General features: G+C 30.0%; 16 protein-coding genes. 6 read left to right on the forward strand and 10 right to left on the reverse strand.

The window, feature by feature from the left end:
- Positions 1-4: 4 nt before the first annotated feature.
- Both CALAG_RS00375 and lysA read left to right on the forward strand, forming a co-directional pair.
- Positions 5-1,405: an aromatic amino acid ammonia-lyase gene (locus tag CALAG_RS00375; protein ID WP_015231766.1), complete on the forward strand. Its 1,401-nt coding sequence runs from the start codon at positions 5-7 to the stop codon at positions 1,403-1,405.
- Positions 1,406-1,459: 54 nt separating this feature from the next.
- A complete protein-coding gene (gene lysA, locus CALAG_RS00380; protein WP_048816631.1) occupies positions 1,460-2,662 on the forward strand; it encodes a diaminopimelate decarboxylase in 1,203 nt (400 codons plus the stop codon).
- A 399-nt stretch (positions 2,663-3,061) separates the two neighbouring features.
- Here the strand turns inward: lysA and CALAG_RS00385 are convergent, their stop codons facing one another.
- Positions 3,062-4,597: an APC family permease gene (locus CALAG_RS00385; protein WP_015231768.1), complete on the reverse strand. Its 1,536-nt coding sequence runs from the start codon at positions 4,595-4,597 to the stop codon at positions 3,062-3,064.
- A gap of 534 nt (positions 4,598-5,131) precedes the next feature.
- Positions 5,132-5,485 carry a DUF488 domain-containing protein gene (locus CALAG_RS00390; RefSeq protein WP_015231769.1) on the reverse strand — a complete coding sequence of 118 codons (354 nt, stop codon included), beginning with the start codon at positions 5,483-5,485 and terminating at the stop codon, positions 5,132-5,134.
- 275 nt (positions 5,486-5,760) lie between these two features.
- On the opposite strand from CALAG_RS00390, the gene CALAG_RS00395 reads away from it, so the two are divergent.
- On the forward strand, positions 5,761-6,393 hold the full coding sequence (locus tag CALAG_RS00395; RefSeq protein WP_048816632.1) for a mechanosensitive ion channel domain-containing protein: 633 nt from the start codon (positions 5,761-5,763) through the stop codon (positions 6,391-6,393).
- 539 nt (positions 6,394-6,932) lie between these two features.
- On the opposite strand, the gene CALAG_RS00400 is transcribed toward CALAG_RS00395, so the two are convergent.
- Together CALAG_RS00400 and CALAG_RS07760 are read right to left on the reverse strand one after the other, a co-directional pair.
- Positions 6,933-7,235 carry an antibiotic biosynthesis monooxygenase family protein gene (locus tag CALAG_RS00400; RefSeq protein ID WP_015231771.1) on the reverse strand — a complete coding sequence of 101 codons (303 nt, stop codon included), beginning with the start codon at positions 7,233-7,235 and terminating at the stop codon, positions 6,933-6,935.
- Positions 7,236-7,350: 115 nt separating this feature from the next.
- Entirely contained in the window at positions 7,351-7,635 is a 285-nt protein-coding gene (locus CALAG_RS07760) for a TA0938 family protein (RefSeq protein ID WP_083859977.1), read from the reverse strand.
- Between the two features lie 104 nt (positions 7,636-7,739).
- Here CALAG_RS07760 and CALAG_RS00405 point away from each other — a divergent pair, with 104 nt between their 5' ends.
- Together CALAG_RS00405 and CALAG_RS00410 are read left to right on the forward strand one after the other, a co-directional pair.
- Entirely contained in the window at positions 7,740-8,945 is a 1,206-nt protein-coding gene (locus CALAG_RS00405; RefSeq protein WP_015231772.1) for a CaiB/BaiF CoA transferase family protein, read from the forward strand.
- 7 nt (positions 8,946-8,952) lie between these two features.
- Complete coding sequence (locus CALAG_RS00410) at positions 8,953-10,134, forward strand: amidase (protein ID WP_015231773.1); 1,182 nt, start codon at positions 8,953-8,955, stop codon at positions 10,132-10,134.
- A gap of 6 nt (positions 10,135-10,140) precedes the next feature.
- Here CALAG_RS00410 and CALAG_RS00415 read toward each other — a convergent pair whose 3' ends face one another.
- The 4 genes from CALAG_RS00415 to CALAG_RS07980 all read right to left on the reverse strand — a co-directional run bounded on the left by CALAG_RS00415 (position 10,141) and on the right by CALAG_RS07980 (position 13,438).
- A complete protein-coding gene (locus CALAG_RS00415) occupies positions 10,141-10,890 on the reverse strand; it encodes an enoyl-CoA hydratase/isomerase family protein (RefSeq protein ID WP_048816633.1) in 750 nt (249 codons plus the stop codon).
- Positions 10,891-10,960: 70 nt separating this feature from the next.
- Positions 10,961-12,451, reverse strand: a complete 1,491-nt coding sequence (locus CALAG_RS00420) for a sodium:solute symporter family protein (protein WP_015231775.1) — start codon at positions 12,449-12,451, stop codon at positions 10,961-10,963.
- Entirely contained in the window at positions 12,448-12,657 is a 210-nt protein-coding gene (locus tag CALAG_RS07765; protein WP_015231776.1) for a DUF3311 domain-containing protein, read from the reverse strand. The genes CALAG_RS00420 and CALAG_RS07765 overlap by 4 nt, the downstream gene beginning before the upstream one ends.
- Before the next feature lie 244 nt (positions 12,658-12,901).
- Positions 12,902-13,438: a zinc ribbon domain-containing protein gene (locus CALAG_RS07980; protein WP_048816634.1), complete on the reverse strand. Its 537-nt coding sequence runs from the start codon at positions 13,436-13,438 to the stop codon at positions 12,902-12,904.
- Between the two features lie 960 nt (positions 13,439-14,398).
- On the opposite strand from CALAG_RS07980, the gene CALAG_RS07720 reads away from it, so the two are divergent.
- Positions 14,399-14,950, forward strand: a complete 552-nt coding sequence (locus CALAG_RS07720) for a class I SAM-dependent methyltransferase (RefSeq protein ID WP_015231778.1) — start codon at positions 14,399-14,401, stop codon at positions 14,948-14,950.
- A gap of 78 nt (positions 14,951-15,028) precedes the next feature.
- Here CALAG_RS07720 and CALAG_RS00435 read toward each other — a convergent pair whose 3' ends face one another.
- Entirely contained in the window at positions 15,029-15,349 is a 321-nt protein-coding gene (locus tag CALAG_RS00435) for a TA0938 family protein (RefSeq protein ID WP_015231779.1), read from the reverse strand.
- Positions 15,333-16,256 (reverse strand): thiaminase II/PqqC family protein, encoded by a 924-nt coding sequence (locus CALAG_RS00440; protein ID WP_015231780.1) that lies wholly within the window; start codon positions 16,254-16,256, stop codon positions 15,333-15,335. Before CALAG_RS00440 ends, CALAG_RS00435 begins: the two co-directional genes overlap by 17 nt.
- Between the last annotated feature and the right edge of the window lie 37 nt (positions 16,257-16,293).

Raw genomic sequence — 16,293 nt, forward strand, 5'->3', positions numbered from 1 at the left:
AATATTGTTATGCAAAAACGAAATAAGCCTTGATGATTTTTTCAAAATTCTATTTTCTAATGAAAAAATATCTATTTGCGAAGAAAGATTAAACAAAATTAAGAGATCTAGAGAAGTCTATGAAACTGAGGGGAAAAAAGGTAAAGTATATGGATATTCAACAAGTTTGGGAGCTTTATTAAATAAAGAAAATGCTTATACAGAAGAGAGAGAAAAAATTATATTGAAAGAACATGATACAGGTATAGGAAAAAATGTGCCTTATTTGTTAGTTAAGGCGGCAATGCTTGTTAGGCTAATACAGCTAAGTAATGGTAATTCGCCTATAAGACAAGAAGTAGTGAATAGATTAATAGATGCAATCAATTATGATATTATACCAACTGTATCAATATTAGGAAGTGTTGGGGCTAGCGGTGATTTAGCCCCTTTAGCTAGGATATTTAGATGTATAATTTATGGAGAAGGAAGCGCCTATTATAAAGGGAAAGTAGTTAATTGCGTTGATGCTCTTAAAGAAAAAGGACTTAATGTTATGAATTTAATTCCTGGAGAGGCCTTGGCTTTAATCAATAGTAATGCCTTTAGCACTGCGTTTAGCATTATCAATGCTTATATAACTGAAAGACTTGCTTATGCATCATTAGATATTGCAAAAAAATCCTTAAAGATAACTGGCTGTAATAATGAGCATTTTTCAGATGCAGTTTATGAAACAAAGAAACAAATGGGAGTAAAAAAGGTTATTGATATGTTAAATAATTCATGTGAAGAAACTCCCAGGTTACAAGATCCATATAGTATTAGATGTCTGCCTCAAATATATGGAGCTCTATTTGATACACTAGAATTCAGTAAAAGCATTTTGAAGAACGAGATGAATTCATCATCAGATAATCCAATTATCTATGAAAATAAAGTTTATCATGCTTGTCAATTTCATGCGATATATTCAGCATTAATATCAGATTTTTTGAAAATAGCAATTATTCCGGTAATGAATTCTATAGAAAGGAGAATATCGCAAATCTTAGATGGAAAGATAAATAGAGTAAACGACTTTTTACTTAAGGAAAATAGTGTTGTAGGTGCAATGATAATGCAATACACTTCTGCTGCGTTAAATGCGTATTCAAGAGGATCAAGCATATCAATGTCATCTCATTCCGTGCCAACAAGTGGTACTCAAGAAGACATTGTATCTATGGCTCCAAATTCCTCCATTGAGTTATTAAAAATGAACAGTTTATTTCTAAAAATCATAGCTGTAGAATTAGCTTTATATAAATATTACAATTCCAAGGATTTACCAGATCCCAGAATACTCTTAGAGGAATCATTTAGTGAAATCATTAACAATTATAATTTAAAAAATTTTTCAGAATTTTTGAATTATTTCTTTTAATTGGGTTATAATAAAAATTTAATCTTAAACGATTTTTTTATAACAGGGATCACTTTGAGTATTGATAAAAATTTAATAATGGATTTAGTGAAAAAATTTGGAACTCCACTTTATATAACAGATGTGGACATAGTAAAACAGAACTATGAAAATGTTTATAAATCATTTAAAGAAAATTTTGGTAAGAATTTCAAAATTTATTATGCAATGAAAGCAAACTTTAATCCATTTATTTTGGAAACGCTAAAAGAATTAGGCTCTGGGGTAGATGCTGCATCTCCATATGAATTTTTGCTTGCTAAAAAAGTTGGCTTTAGAGATAAAGAAATTTCTTTTGCCCCTCCAAACGCATCAAGAGAAGAAATAGCTCTTGCTAGCGAAAATGGTATAGGCACATTGATATTTGATTCATTAGATATGATAAATACGGCAAAGGGGATTCATTTTGATAACTATGGTATTAGAATTAATCCAGGTATAGAGGCAGGTTTTAATGAAAAGGTAATGACTGGTAAGGCATACTCAAAATTTGGAATTGATATATCTCATATAAGGGATGCAATAGATAAGGCAAATGAAATAAAAATTGAAATAAATGGGTTTCATGCTCATATAGGTTCTAATATATTGGACTATGAACCATATAAATTGCTTATGGAAAGATTTAAAGAATTGTCTAAATTTCTAATGAAAAAGAATTTTATAGATATGGGTGGAGGTTTTGGGTATGATTATTATAATGGAAAACATTATGATATCAGTAAAATTTCAAAAGCCATTTCAGAAAATTTTCCAATGGAATTTAATGAATTAAGGTTAGAACCTGGTAGATATTTAGTTGTAAATGCAACAGTTTTGTTATCAAAAATAAATGGGGTTAAAGAAATGGGAAATAAAAAATACATACAAATAGATGCTGGTATGAATTCATTAATTAGACCAGCTTTATATAATGCATATCATCGCGTTGAATTAATAAATGGAGATAGTAATGATGAAAAAGAAGTATTTGATGTAGTTGGCCCCATTTGTGAATCAGACGATTACATAGCATTAAATGTTAGACTTAAGAGACCTAAGATAGGAGACTATTTAATAATACATGATGTAGGTGCTTATGGGGTCTCAATGGCTTCAAATTACAATTTGAGACCAATACCTGCTGAGGTTATATTGAAAAATGGCAAAATTATTGGAATAAAAGAAAGAGATGACTTGGATAGTATAATAAATAAATATAAGATTTATAATTTATAACTTAGGAAAAATATGGAATAGCCTTTTTAAAGATTTTACCAAAACAATCTCATAGCTAGCATATAAATTATCGAGTGTAATGCATTTTAATATATTGAAATAATTATCATAAAAATTAAGAGATCTTTTTTATTATAATGAAAAGAGCTAGAACATAGGGATTAGAGGTTTCAAGCAGGGATATCAAACCTCTGTAAACAATTTCTTCTTACCCCCTATTTCATATAGGGCATAATATAACGTTCTATTGATAGGATTTTTGCTTTTGATGATGAGAAGTCTAGGTTGATCTAGTAATCAGGAAATCCTATTTCGCTAAGTGATATTTTATCAGAAAGGGTAAAGAAGTACATTTTAAATAATGAAAATAAAAATTAAAATAATTGTATATTTTTTAATTTAATATTCATATTTCTTTCCAGCTTCATATCCCCAGTAATAGAACATCAAGGAAACTATGATAAATAGTATATTATCATATGGGAATGGTATTTTGTTTAAATTGCTGCTTCCGAAATATGAAATTATCATTGTTGAAATTAAATATAATGGTAGCCAACCTCCGGCAATGAAATCTCCCCTTTTAATTCCTACACTTTTATGATAATAAATGATGAACAGCAAACCTATGAGAACAGATATTCCAGCAATAAATACTGCACTCCACCCTGACCAATAAATTAATAGACCTCCTATAACAAAAGCTATTGGAGAAAGTACCTTGAATGCAGGTATTCTGAATGGTCTATTCTCATTAGGATACCTAGATCTAAATACAGCAACACTAATAGCTAAGGGTGCATATGAGAAAATGAAGGCATCTATCAGGACTGTAAATATTGTTTCAAAAGATGGTAAAAGAAGTAAATAAATTATTGATAATACAAATATTAATATGTTAGATATGTATGGTACACCTTCTTTATTTAATTTTGAAAAGATCTTAGGGAAGTATCTATCGTAAACTGATAAAGAATAGCCAACCCTAGATGCACCCCCGAAATAAATTAATGCATCTGTATATGAGGCAATAATTGTTCCTGCAATCATTAAAAATATAAATATAAGAAGCAAATTTGATGGAATCCTAACTGATGTTAAAGCAGTTATATAAGGATAAGGCAGGCTTATTAATGAAGACCATTGAGAGGGATTACTTATTACTTTATCAGTAACCCCGAGAAATGCAATACTTTCTACCAAATAAATTATCATTGTTATTATTAAAGATGCTATAACAGCTTTAGGTATGAACTTCCCTGGATCTTTTACCTCTTCTGAATAATTTACTGGCTGTTTAAAACCTGCATATGCTAAAATTGTAGATGTTACCGCAGTAAAGAAACCAATAGCCCCCAGATTAACAGGCATAAAACCTCCTAAAGACGGTGAGTTGAAGTTTTTAGCATTAAAGAATGCAAATAAAGCTAAAACAGGTATCATAACCATAATTATTTTTAAAACTGTTAAATAATTGTTTATATTTCCTATTAAACCAACATGTTTGTTGTTTATTAAATAAGTTATTAAGGCTATTACCGCGCTTACTATTATACCTAAAATCGTTAAAAAACCTGATTTATACAATGATGGGAAATAATATGCTAAATATTCAACGAAGGCTATTATAGAACTGGGGGTAACTAATGCATACCCTAAAAATGCTGACCACCCGTTTATTGATCCTGCTATTGGTCCATTGCTCTTAGCAGGATAGTAAGCGATGCCTCCAGCTCTTGGCCACATCGTTCCTAATTCTATAACAACTAATGCAACTGGTACAATTAATAAAAAAGCAACAATCCAAGATAGTATTCCCGCAGGGCCGTCATAACCTAAAACATAAACAGGGATAAATGCAACTGCATCTCCAATAATGGCTCCTAAAGTCAAGAATAATACATGCCAAAATCCCAACTCCTTCCTAAAGCCCATGTGACCACCAAAAATACATATACTTACAGGTTTATAAATTTTATTTTGTAATATTTATTTATAAAAAGAAATTATTAAATTCTCATATTTTTAGAATAATCAATAGAAATTTTATTAAGCAAATAGTCATTAAGTTTTATGGCATTTTTTATTATATATTCTTACTAATTTAAATACTTATATTGATTCTTTTGTCCTTCGTTACAACTTATTAAAAATTACAATTTAATTTTAAGATATCAATCATGATTAAATTATTTGTATTATGATTAATGAATCTGTTTTTATTGTTATTAAAAATTTTAATAATAAAACTTGATATTTTTAATCTTATTAAAACTTTTTAAATATATTTAAATGGATTAACTAAAACATATATTGCGTTTATCAACCTATATCAACTATTAAAAAGCTTAGATCACTGATAAGTTCTAATAGTTTCTCAACAAAAGAAACCCTTATCTTTGTAGAGGAGGTTAGTTAATCATAAGTTAATTTAGTAAAAATATATAAAAAATTTATATTAAACATATATTAAATTTGATAATTTTCTATGTATTCCTTTAATGCAACCGCATTATTGTAATTTTTTTCCTTAGTTGAATATAAAAATGTTACATTTTTGTTATTCTTTATTATTTCTAATAATTTATTTACAATATCTTTTTTATTATTGAGTTCTTGATAATATCTATTTTTAAATTCTTCCCATTTGTTTGGATCATGATGAAACCATTTCCTTAGCTCATTACTGGGTGCAATTTCTTTAAGCCAAAGATCAATCTTTTTTTCTTCTTTTTTAATACCTCTAGGCCATAATCTTTCAACCAATATTCTGAGACCATCCTCTTCATCAACTTTATCATAAACTCTCTTAAGCTTTATCATAATAATCCCAATTAAAAAATGTATCGTATAATTAATAAATTTTGTTACATAAATTCTTTTATTAATTTAATACGAAAGTCATTTAATAAAAATAATGTGGAAGTTGTATAAGCAATTAAAATCAAACAAAACCTATTTGTAATGAAATCCCTACTTAGGCTTCCTTTAGAAACGTGAAAAATCAAAGACAATTATGTAATCTTGGTTTTTAAATATAAATAAAATTTCTTATAAAATTTTTAAATACAAATATTTATAATAAATATGGTGAAAATATGGTGAGCTCTACATCTACGAGTACAAATACTAAAGGCAGAACAGTAGGAGCAGGAAGAGCGATAGCGTTAACGATAGTTTACATAGTCATTTATGTTATAGTAAGTGCAATAACTAAGTATATAATAGAATCCTTACTACCATCATTTCACATATTCGCTGTGAAATATGAAGTATATGTACAAATACTACTAGCGTTGGCATTTGGATATCTAATCGTTAACGGATTTTCCTCAATATTCTATTATTCACTACTGTCGAAATATGGTCATCCAACAGCCGCCGCAATAAGAAACGTTGTAAGAATTATTGGAATTGGGGCATTAGCAGCTAGTATAGCAGGGGCTGTAGCTGGTGGCGCTGCAGGTGTTGCTTTAGGAGGATTTATTGGCATAGTAATAGGCTTTGCAACGCAACAGGTTCTAGGCCAAGCAGTTTCAGGTCTTTTCCTACTAATAGCTAGGCCTTTTAAAATAAATGACAATGTTAATATCGTTGGCGAAGATGGTATTGTGGAGGATGTCGCTACACTATTTACTACGGTAGTTAAAGCTGATGGTACAAAAGTCTTAGTACCTAATAACTTGATAATAGGAAATAAAATTTATCTAAAGCAGCAACAAAAGAGTTGATAGATCGATTCATTAAATGTTAATGGATCTTTTTTTTAAAAACTTTATATGATACAAAATTTATACTTAAATAGGCTTTCAATAGAAGTAAAATATAATTATGTAAAAATGAAGTCTCATTGTCTTAGATTTTATCCTAATAACCAAAGCTGATAACTCTTGGTATTTGACAAGAAGTTATATTGTTAAGATTGGCAAGTCGAGACAAATATGGATTGATATGTCTTTCTAAGAAATAAAGTACCGTTGGGTTAAATATGGTCATGGTTTTCTTTGTTGCATTGAATTGAATCTATAAACTGTGATAGCTAAGTGCACCCTTAGTAAAAGGATTAGCTTTTACTATAATGATACCTGTTAATCTCTCTATTTTCAAGCGTGTAACTAAAGAAGTGATTTCATGTATAAGCCTAGGAAAGATTCTTGAGATAAGGAAATTCTAAATTTATCTAGATTTTTTCATTGAAACAAAGCCAAAGAATTCCTATAATCAATACATTGATGGATTAAGATGAATTCCTTAAAGCATGCTTCTATATCTAGGTAAGTTCTTGGAATATTCTATGAAATGGTCTACCTTCTAAAATTGATGCCCCATACCCAGTTGTATCTCTAAATTCATTGCTAGAAACGAATTTTCTAAATGAATCTAAACTTTCCCACTCCGAATATATTAAATATTCTCTAGGTTCATCGACTCTTTTATATAATTTTGCATCAATGAACCCTATCCTCATTTCTTTTAATTTTTTAACCATTTCAAAAAATATGCTTTCAAATTCTTTTTCATGATCTTCTTTAACTTTGTAATATAAACCTACGTTTACCGTTCTTTTAATCATTGCCCTTCCCAGAGAATCTTAAAATTGCAAAAATATATATTTTTACATTAAATCAAATTATTGATTATCAAATTAAGCATTTTTGTTAACTCCCCGGTTAACAATGATAATGTTTTTAATCAATTTCTTTAAATTCAGTTATATCTCCATCATCTGATAACTTAATATAAAACTTATGAGAATTTTCCCCATTTTTTACCTCAATATTTCTACCTCTATAAAAATTTCCTCTTAACTCAATGTAGTCTATTTTATTTAAATTAAACCTCTTTTTCGCCTCATTTATTATGTTTATAAATGCCTTTGCACAATTATTACAACAGAAAAATAATTTTTCTCCTTCAACTGTTTCATAATAGTCTCCCCATGTACCTCCACATAATGCACTTAGGTAGAGAATTTTTAGAGAAAAGGCTTTGTTATAAGGTTGTTATAAAGCTATAATAAACTAAACAAATAAAAAATTTATAAATTTCAGACCTGCTAACTGAAATAGGAACAAAAATGAATAGCAATTCTTTAATTTTAAGTGGCATAAAAGTTTTAGATTTCACAAGAGCAATGTCAGGTCCTTTTGCAACAATGGTATTAGGAGATTTGGGTGCCGATATTATTAAGGTTGAACCACCTGAAGGTGATGAATCTAGGTCTTGGAAGCCACCGGATATTAATGGATTATCAAGCTATTTTATAAGTATAAACAGAAACAAAAGAAGCATTGTAGTAGATCTCAAAAATGAAAAAGGGAAAGAGATTATACATAAAATAGCCAAAAAAGTTGATGTAGTTATCGAAAACTTTAAGCCTGGAACTGCGAACAAATTAGGTATTGATTATAAAACAATTAGCTCAATTAATCCATCAATTATTTATGTAAGCTTATCAGCTTATGGACAAACTGGTCCTTGGAAGGATAAACCAGGATATGATCTAACCGTCATGGCTACTAGTGGACTCTTAAGTCTTAATGGAGAAAAAGATAGGCCACCTGTTAAATATGGTGTACCTATAGTTGATATCACATCAGGATTATATGCTGTCATTTCAATACTTTCAGCTCTTTATTATAGAGAGAAAACTGGAATTGGACAATATATAGACTTATCGATGTATGATGCGCAATTGCAAATATTATCCCACCAGGCACTTAGTTACTTAACAACAGGAAAGAATCCTGAAAGGTTGGGATCAGCTCATCCTAACATAGCACCTTATCAAGTATTCAAGGCAAAAGATGGCTATGTTGTGATTGCAGTAGGTAATGATAATCAATGGAAAAGGATGTGCGAAGTATTAAATATGAATTATCTTCTAAATGATCCAAGATTTAAAACAAATCCTGATAGAGTTAGAAATAGAGATGCGCTAGTTTTAGAGATGGAAAAGGTATTAGAAAACATTAGCGTTAAGGAAATTATTGATAAACTAGAATCAGTTGGAGTACCAGTAGCGCCTGTTAATTCGGTTGCAGAGGCACTTAATAATGAACAAACTAAGTCTAGAGAAATGGTTGTGGAGGTAGAACATAAAAAGATAGGAAAAATAAAGGTACCAGGTACACCATTTAAGTTTACTATTACTCCAGGAAAAATAAGATACCCCCCGCCATTGCTTGGAGAAAATACAACTGAAATATTAAAAGAATTCGGATTTTCTGATGGAGAAATAAATGATCTACTCAAAAATAAAGTAATATATGAAAATAAGTGATTCCAATATGGAAGAAATCAGCGTTAATGAGGCGTTAGAAAAGTCATATAAATTTTCAGATTATAATGCAGTTGTGACAATAAATGAAGATGCTGAAAAGGAAAAGGATAAGAAACCAATATTAATAAAGGACATAATATATACAAAAGGGATTAAAACAACAATGGGTTCGAAGGTATTTTTTAATTATATACCAAGGGAAGACGCTAGGGTTATTACTTTATTAAAAAGAAATGGATATACAATAGTTGGAAAAACAAATACTCATGAATTTGCATCAGGAGTAACAAATACATCATCAGTTTTTGGGCCATCAAGAAATCCAATAAATAAAGAACTTATAACAGGAGGAAGCAGTGGAGGAAGTGCTGCAGCAGTAAAATTAAAGATCACAGATGTCGCTTTGGGTACGGATACTGCTGGATCAATAAGGATTCCTGCATCTTTATGCGGTGTTATAGGTTTTAGACCAACACATGGATTGATAAGCGTTAAAGGTGTTTTCCCATTAGCACCCACATTTGATGACGTTGGAATAATGTCAAATAATGTTGAAAAATTGAAAGAAGTATTTTATATATTAAGTGAAAAGAAAATTAAGAAATATGACATAAATAATTTAAAAAAAGTTAAATTTGCTTTACCTGAAGGTTTTTATTCTGCAAATGAATCAATAGAAAATAAATTCAAAGATTTTATATCAAATTTAGAATATGAAATTATTGATATTAATAATTTAAAGAGTGCAATAAACGCTTTTGTTACAATAAGATATTCAGAAGCATCATGGATACACGAAAAAATGAGAGATAAATTTGATCAATATTTCCCTGATGTGAGAAGGTTGATTGAAAAGGGATTTAATTATTATGCATTTGAATACCTTAACTCGTTAAAAACTGCAAAAATTGTAAGAAGAAGGCTATTAATGATATTAAAAAAATATGACTTCATAATATTGCCAACTACTCCCATTATTGCTCCAAAAATAGAAGATGTTATTGGTAAAGAAGATGGTGAAATAAGAAGCATATTAACAAGTAATACATGGTTATCATCTTTAGTAGGATTCCCTTCAATATCATTACCTCTACTTAATATTAATGGATATCCTGCTGGAGTTCAATTAATTGGGAAACCATATGAAGACGATAAATTGCTAGAAGTATCAAAATTATTGCAAAAATAAAAAAATTTATTTCTTTACGAATTCTTCAACTTTCTTTTTTACTTCTTCCCTAGGAATTATTGAAGACATTACGGAAAAGCCTAGATCTAAAAGATCATCAACCTTTTTTCTTGCCATAAGTTGCTTAATTTGTCTAACCGCTATTTTATCGTTAGAAGAAATTTTTCTTGCGACCTCTATTACTTTGGCTTTAAGAGAGTTAATATCATCTACAACTCCATTTATTAAACCATATTTAAATGCTTCTTCTGCAGTTATCATATCTCCAGTTAAGGCTAGATATGATAAAAGCTTTGAGTTCACAAATAAATGCCCAAGAGTTGAAGAATATGGAGGTATCATACCCCATTTTACTGCAGGTAACCCAATTTTTGCTGTTTTAACTGCATATGCAATATCTGATGTATGTATTAATTCAAATCCAGCTCCTAGTGCATATCCGTTTATAGCTGCTATCACAGGTAGTTTACAATTCAAAGCCCCCCTGATAACACCTCCCAAACCTTCATACATTAATTTCCATGCTTTGTTAATATCAGATGTCGCATCTAATACATCATTTAAATCAGTTCCTCCTGAGAAGAATTTTTCACCTGCACCAATAATTGCTATAGCAGATATATCATTTCTCTCACACTGCTTACATATTGCTTCTTTAAGTTCTTTTAAAGTATCATAATTTAAAGAATTAGCTTTATTTTCTCTATCGATTATAATCCATGACAAAACATCTTCATCTACTGTTTTAATATACATCATATTTCACCTTTAAATTAAGTATGCAAAAAAGTAAAAAAACATTTATGATAAGGAATATTAATGAAAATCATTTTTTGGGAAAAGCTAGGCTGAAGAGAACTATTATTATGTTTATAAACAATCCTATGAAACCTATATAAATATCATGATAAAGGGTTGTTGATATCACTTTAAAGTGATTAGCATATAGTGTTGTATAAATGGAAACAATTGTACCAATCCATATACCAGCTATAGCAAATTCTTTTCTTATGAATTTGATAAATGGATGAATAACTGCTATTGGCAAGAACTGCAATATTATTTCAGCACCTATCAGATAGAACTGAAATGCATAGGTCATAGGAATAACTTGGAGTAAAGCTAATGATAATAGAGTAAAGCCAACTGCAGACCATTTTGCTATTTGTGTTTGTCCTTTGCCAGAGATATTGGGCTTAATCATCCTTGATAAGTCTCTTCCCACCATGTTTCCAACAGTTACGGCCATTAATGCAGCCGGAACTAAACCGCCTACAAATATGCCTAATAATGCTATACCTGTCAACCATGAAGGAACTAAAGATACTAAGAGACCAGGTATTACATATAACCCTCTTGATGAGGCAGGGAATTGAAAAACAAAGCTATGAACTGAAGGTATTTTATAGACAGCTATAGCCATAATATCAGCTAGAGCTAGAGGAATTGCATAAAGAATTGTTAATGAGTAACCCTTTAACAATCTTTCTTCATTTTGTGCTGCCCATGAACCTGTAACATTGTGTGGCCACAAATATGCAGAAAATACCACCCCAAGCATGCTCGTACTGAATGCTAAAGCTTGTACACTTGGTAATGCTACATATTTTGATGGCATTCCAGAAAATATATTATTAAATCCATGAGTATAATATAGGGTTGCTACTATAACCGTTAATAACCCTAGCCATACTAAAATATCTTTAAATACAGCTCCTAAAGAAACTCCTCTAACTCCGCTTGTAAATGAAAATGCTGCTATTACAACGAATGCAATAAATAAAATCAAAACACTATATTCCTTAAATGCTGCAGATACTGGTGAGATACCGAAGGATTCTAAGAACATTGTTCCTAATATGGCATATAGACCATCTACTTGTAATGCTATATAGAATAGAGTTGCAAATATACCTAAAACTACGACAGAGAGTGATAGCAAAATACTGTTAAATTCCCCTCTTGCATAATCAGCTATTGTTATATATCCTTTATTCTTAGATAAACGCCAAAGTCTGGGCATGAATACGCTTGCCCATGTAAATACCATTGCCTGATATGCTACCCCAAAAAACCCATATGCTCCCAATGCAAATACAGCTGATGGTATTGCTAATATAGAATATGCAGTAAACCAGTCTGCACCCTGAAGGAAGAATTGAAATGCGGTCCCTAATCTTCTTCCCCCAAGCCCCCATTCATGAAGTTGGGTCAAATCTGCCCTTCTAAATCTGCTGCCTAAAAAGCCTACAATTGCAAAGGCTATAAATAAAACAATAAATGTTATAAGCATTTGAAGACCAGATGCTGTTATCATAAAGCTTCACCCTTTATTCTTAATTTAACTATTGCATAAAGAAGAATTGATGAAATAAGATACCATATTATTATCCACCAATAAAAGAATGGAAGCCCTGCTAATTCAGGTTTAACAAAATTATACCAAGGCCAGGCATAAACCAAAAAAATTAATAGAGTAACAAATGCCACCAAGCCCACAATCGTACTAGATCTAGACGACATTTGTATACCCTCTTATTGTACACTACTATATGTAAAATTTTACACAAGTATTTAAATCTTATTTCAATAAAAATTGTTTGATGATTCGTCATATATATAACAAGGTAATATTTTCTAATTATAAAAGAATTAAATCTTATGATACAATAAACCTGATTATTAACATAACCTGATCCAAACTAATTTTATCTTCTATTAATAATTAGATAATAGCTTAATCATCACATCTAACCTCCTCCCCGCCCTAAAGGGTGAGGATTCCATTGAGGTCTTGGGTGTTACTCTCCTTTATGGGAGCTACTCTATTATGATCAACAAAGAAAGATAAAGGCTTTTTCACTTCTTTTACCATTTTTCCTATTGCTTTTTTCATAATGTTTATTGCACCATTCAAGTCTGAATGTAGTTTATGTCCCATCTTGCATGTTATTATTCCTTGGGGCTTTCTCTCAACTTCAACATTATGAAAAGCACATACTCTAGAAGTATTGTATTCAATGACCTTTACAACCTTAATGCCATAATCTTGAGCTTTCAACAGTAAGGCTTTGAAAAGTTTAGAATAAGACCACATATTTGATGTGAACTTGTTACCCTTATCTTGTGCAATGTCATACGGATAACCCACGATGATTGTTAATACTCCTATCTCATACGAAGTCTTCATTAGATGAGATGCTAAATTCCTATATAAATGAATAAGTCTTCTGTATAATTTGCTGAATAATCTATTTTCGTCATAATGAATCTCCAGCCTACCTTGTTTTCCAAACCATCTCACTTTACCAGCAAACTGAATCTCTAAATTAAAGTCCTTTAACACTAGCTTGTAATTTTCTATATCTACGATGTATCAATCTTGTCTAACTACTAGGATTAATTTTCTCTTTCCTTCTCTTTTCCAGTATCCAGGTGGTTTCGCACTATCTTTCAGGAGGGAAAAGAATGATGACCATGCTTCGTTATTCTTTTGTATAACTGCTTGCGCGTTCGTTTTAAGTATCCTTTTATATTTTTTATAGTATTTATTCCATGTTCCTTTGAAGTCTACCTTACCAAGAATTGTTGCCTCCTCTCATAATTGATCTCATTAAATAAAGAGGAAGATGCATCTGCACACCTTCTCATTCCTTTCTTGTGAACCATTTGGTAGAAGACGAACTGATACAGTACGTGTAATACCCACATCTAGTATTGTGAGAGTATTTCATCTCTCACTCCACATCTTAGTAGATTGACCAGACATGAATACCACAAATAAATTTTGAAAAGAAACTTAAAAAAACTTTACCCCTCCTTGAAAAGGCGAGGTTTGTTGTTCTTTTTATCATTAAGTCGATGCTACATTAGAACCAATAGGTATTATTTACTAGTTTATTAATCAGAAAATTCTTAAATCGGTAATAATATTAGTTATGCAGGTTTTATATAAATCTGTTTGTTGATTTGTATAAAATATTCTATATAATTCTCATAATTGTATGGACTTATTACGAATGAAAATAAAAATTATTTATTATAAGATAAACTGGTAAATTATTTATAAAGAATTCTATATAATTAATATATAAATATTAATTTAAGTTTTGGAAAATTTATTAAGTTGGTGGAAAAATGATATATCATAAAATTAATTCAGCGGAAATTAAAGAAAAACTTAACAAGGAATTATTATCTTTGACTAATAAATTTATCAATAATTTACTTTATATAAAATTTATCATTTTATGAGGTGACCGTTATGTTAGGAGATCCTGAGGATAGACATTTCTCACCATTTATATTAGATAATCCTATTAGAAAAATTATAGATAATCCAAGAAAAATTATAAAGAGGTATATTAAGGAAGGCGATTATGTTGCAGATATTGGAGCAGGTCCAGGAGTTTATACTATAGAATTAGCTAAGTTAGTTGGAGAAAAAGGTAAGGTATATGCAAGTGATTCCGATCCCAAAATGGTTCAAGTTTTAAAGAAAAAAATAAATAAATTGAATTTAAAAAACGTTATTGTTGAATTAGCATCAGCAGATAATATAAAATTTATAGAATCTAATACGATCGACTTTGCTTTTTCTAATGGGGTTTTATGTTGTATGGTAAATCATAAGGGGGCCATTGAAGAAATTAATAGAATATTAAAAGAGAAAGGTATTGCATTTATTTCTGTAGAGAAAATATCTAAAGGTCCAACAGCTATTCCAAAAAATGAATGGAGGGATCTTATAAATAAGTTTAATATAATAGAAGAAAGAGAAGGTTTGTTTAACAGGTATGCTATTATTTCAAAATAAATTAAAGAGTTCTTGCTTGCATTATTTTGTCAAATTAATTTTTAATTGTTAACTCCCCGGTTAACAATGATAATGTTCTTAATCAATTTCTTTAAATTCAGTTATATCTCCATCATCTGATAACTTAATATAAAACTTATGAGAATTTTCCCCATTTTTTACCTCAATATTTCTACCTCTATAAAAATTTCCTCTTAACTCAATGTAGTCTATTTTGTTTAAATTAAACCTCTTTTTCGCCTCATTTATTATGTTTATAAATGCCTTTGCACAAATATTACAACAGAAAAATAATTTTTCTCCTTCAACTGTTTCATAATAGTCTCCCCATGTACCTCCACATAATGCACAACCTGTTTCTTTTGTACCAGCTTCTTTACCATTAACTATAACTTTCACTTCTTATCACCTCAAATAATTCAGGTTCAAATTCCATGGCCCTTTGAATTCTTGCATACAAATATTTGTCTAAGGCATCCCAAGATTTTAATAATGTTACTTTTATGTTAATCTTTGTTAAATAATCCTGAGAATAATTATCAATAAGTCTTAAAGCTTCTCCAGCATGGCCTTCATCAGCTTCATAACCTTCTCTTAAAAAGTTCTTTACATGTTCATTATATTGATTTGATGATAAGATATTTGGGTTAAAATAATGTATTTTTGCCCCATATTTCAAATTTGTTTTATCAGCAGCTAGTTCCAAGCTATGCATTGCAGCCATTGTTTCTACCCATGGTCTTGTTTCTGCTATATTTCTCCACGTCGATATCGCTTCTTTTGTTGAAGGCAATGGTTCATATGAAAGTATCTTCTCCCTCGAAAGTCCTAGGCTTTCACCCATTTTTATTAGTAATTCATAATGGGAAGGCTTTCCATTATATCCTATGTATTCTGTTGCTATGTTTTCTAGTTCATATCTAATCACATCTTCTTTATCTGTATTATAAATTATCTTAGATAAAACCTTAACCCAATTTTGCAAGAAATGTCTGTGTTCAATTACATATCCTAATAGTAATCCTCTAGTAGGATTTTGCATTAATATCATAAAAAGGTGAGGATTTTTTCCATAAAATTTTTCTATAAACCTATATCTAATCCATTCAGGAAGTGATTTTGGTTCATCAAAATAATTCCTTAACCTATTGGATAATTCTTCCTTGCTTAATTTATTTTTGCTTACAAATCTATTTAACCACATTATGTGATCTGGATCACTCTTTTCATTTGCCATAAAATAAATATGATCAGATATTTCATCCCACGAACGGCTTTCGATCCTACAAATTGGGCATATAGGCATGCTTATCCCAATAAAGCTATGGATACAAAATTTTTAA

The sequence above is a fragment of the Caldisphaera lagunensis DSM 15908 genome, from assembly GCF_000317795.1.
Classification (GTDB): domain Archaea; phylum Thermoproteota; class Thermoprotei_A; order Sulfolobales; family Acidilobaceae; genus Caldisphaera; species Caldisphaera lagunensis.

Coding starts and splice junctions, on each gene's coding strand:
- CALAG_RS00385 (WP_015231768.1), bottom strand. CDS start 4,597: ATGGGCTTTAGGAAGGAGTTGGGATTTTGGCATGTATTATTCTTGACT.
- CALAG_RS00390 (WP_015231769.1), bottom strand. CDS start 5,485: ATGATAAAGCTTAAGAGAGTTTATGATAAAGTTGATGAAGAGGATGGT.
- CALAG_RS00395 (WP_048816632.1), top strand. CDS start 5,761: ATGGTGAGCTCTACATCTACGAGTACAAATACTAAAGGCAGAACAGTA.
- CALAG_RS00400 (WP_015231771.1), bottom strand. CDS start 7,235: ATGATTAAAAGAACGGTAAACGTAGGTTTATATTACAAAGTTAAAGAA.
- CALAG_RS00405 (WP_015231772.1), top strand. CDS start 7,740: ATGAATAGCAATTCTTTAATTTTAAGTGGCATAAAAGTTTTAGATTTC.
- CALAG_RS00410 (WP_015231773.1), top strand. CDS start 8,953: ATGGAAGAAATCAGCGTTAATGAGGCGTTAGAAAAGTCATATAAATTT.
- CALAG_RS00415 (WP_048816633.1), bottom strand. CDS start 10,890: ATGTATATTAAAACAGTAGATGAAGATGTTTTGTCATGGATTATAATC.
- CALAG_RS00420 (WP_015231775.1), bottom strand. CDS start 12,451: ATGATAACAGCATCTGGTCTTCAAATGCTTATAACATTTATTGTTTTA.
- CALAG_RS07765 (WP_015231776.1), bottom strand. CDS start 12,657: ATGTCGTCTAGATCTAGTACGATTGTGGGCTTGGTGGCATTTGTTACT.
- CALAG_RS07720 (WP_015231778.1), top strand. CDS start 14,399: ATGTTAGGAGATCCTGAGGATAGACATTTCTCACCATTTATATTAGAT.
- CALAG_RS00440 (WP_015231780.1), bottom strand. CDS start 16,256: ATGCCTATATGCCCAATTTGTAGGATCGAAAGCCGTTCGTGGGATGAA.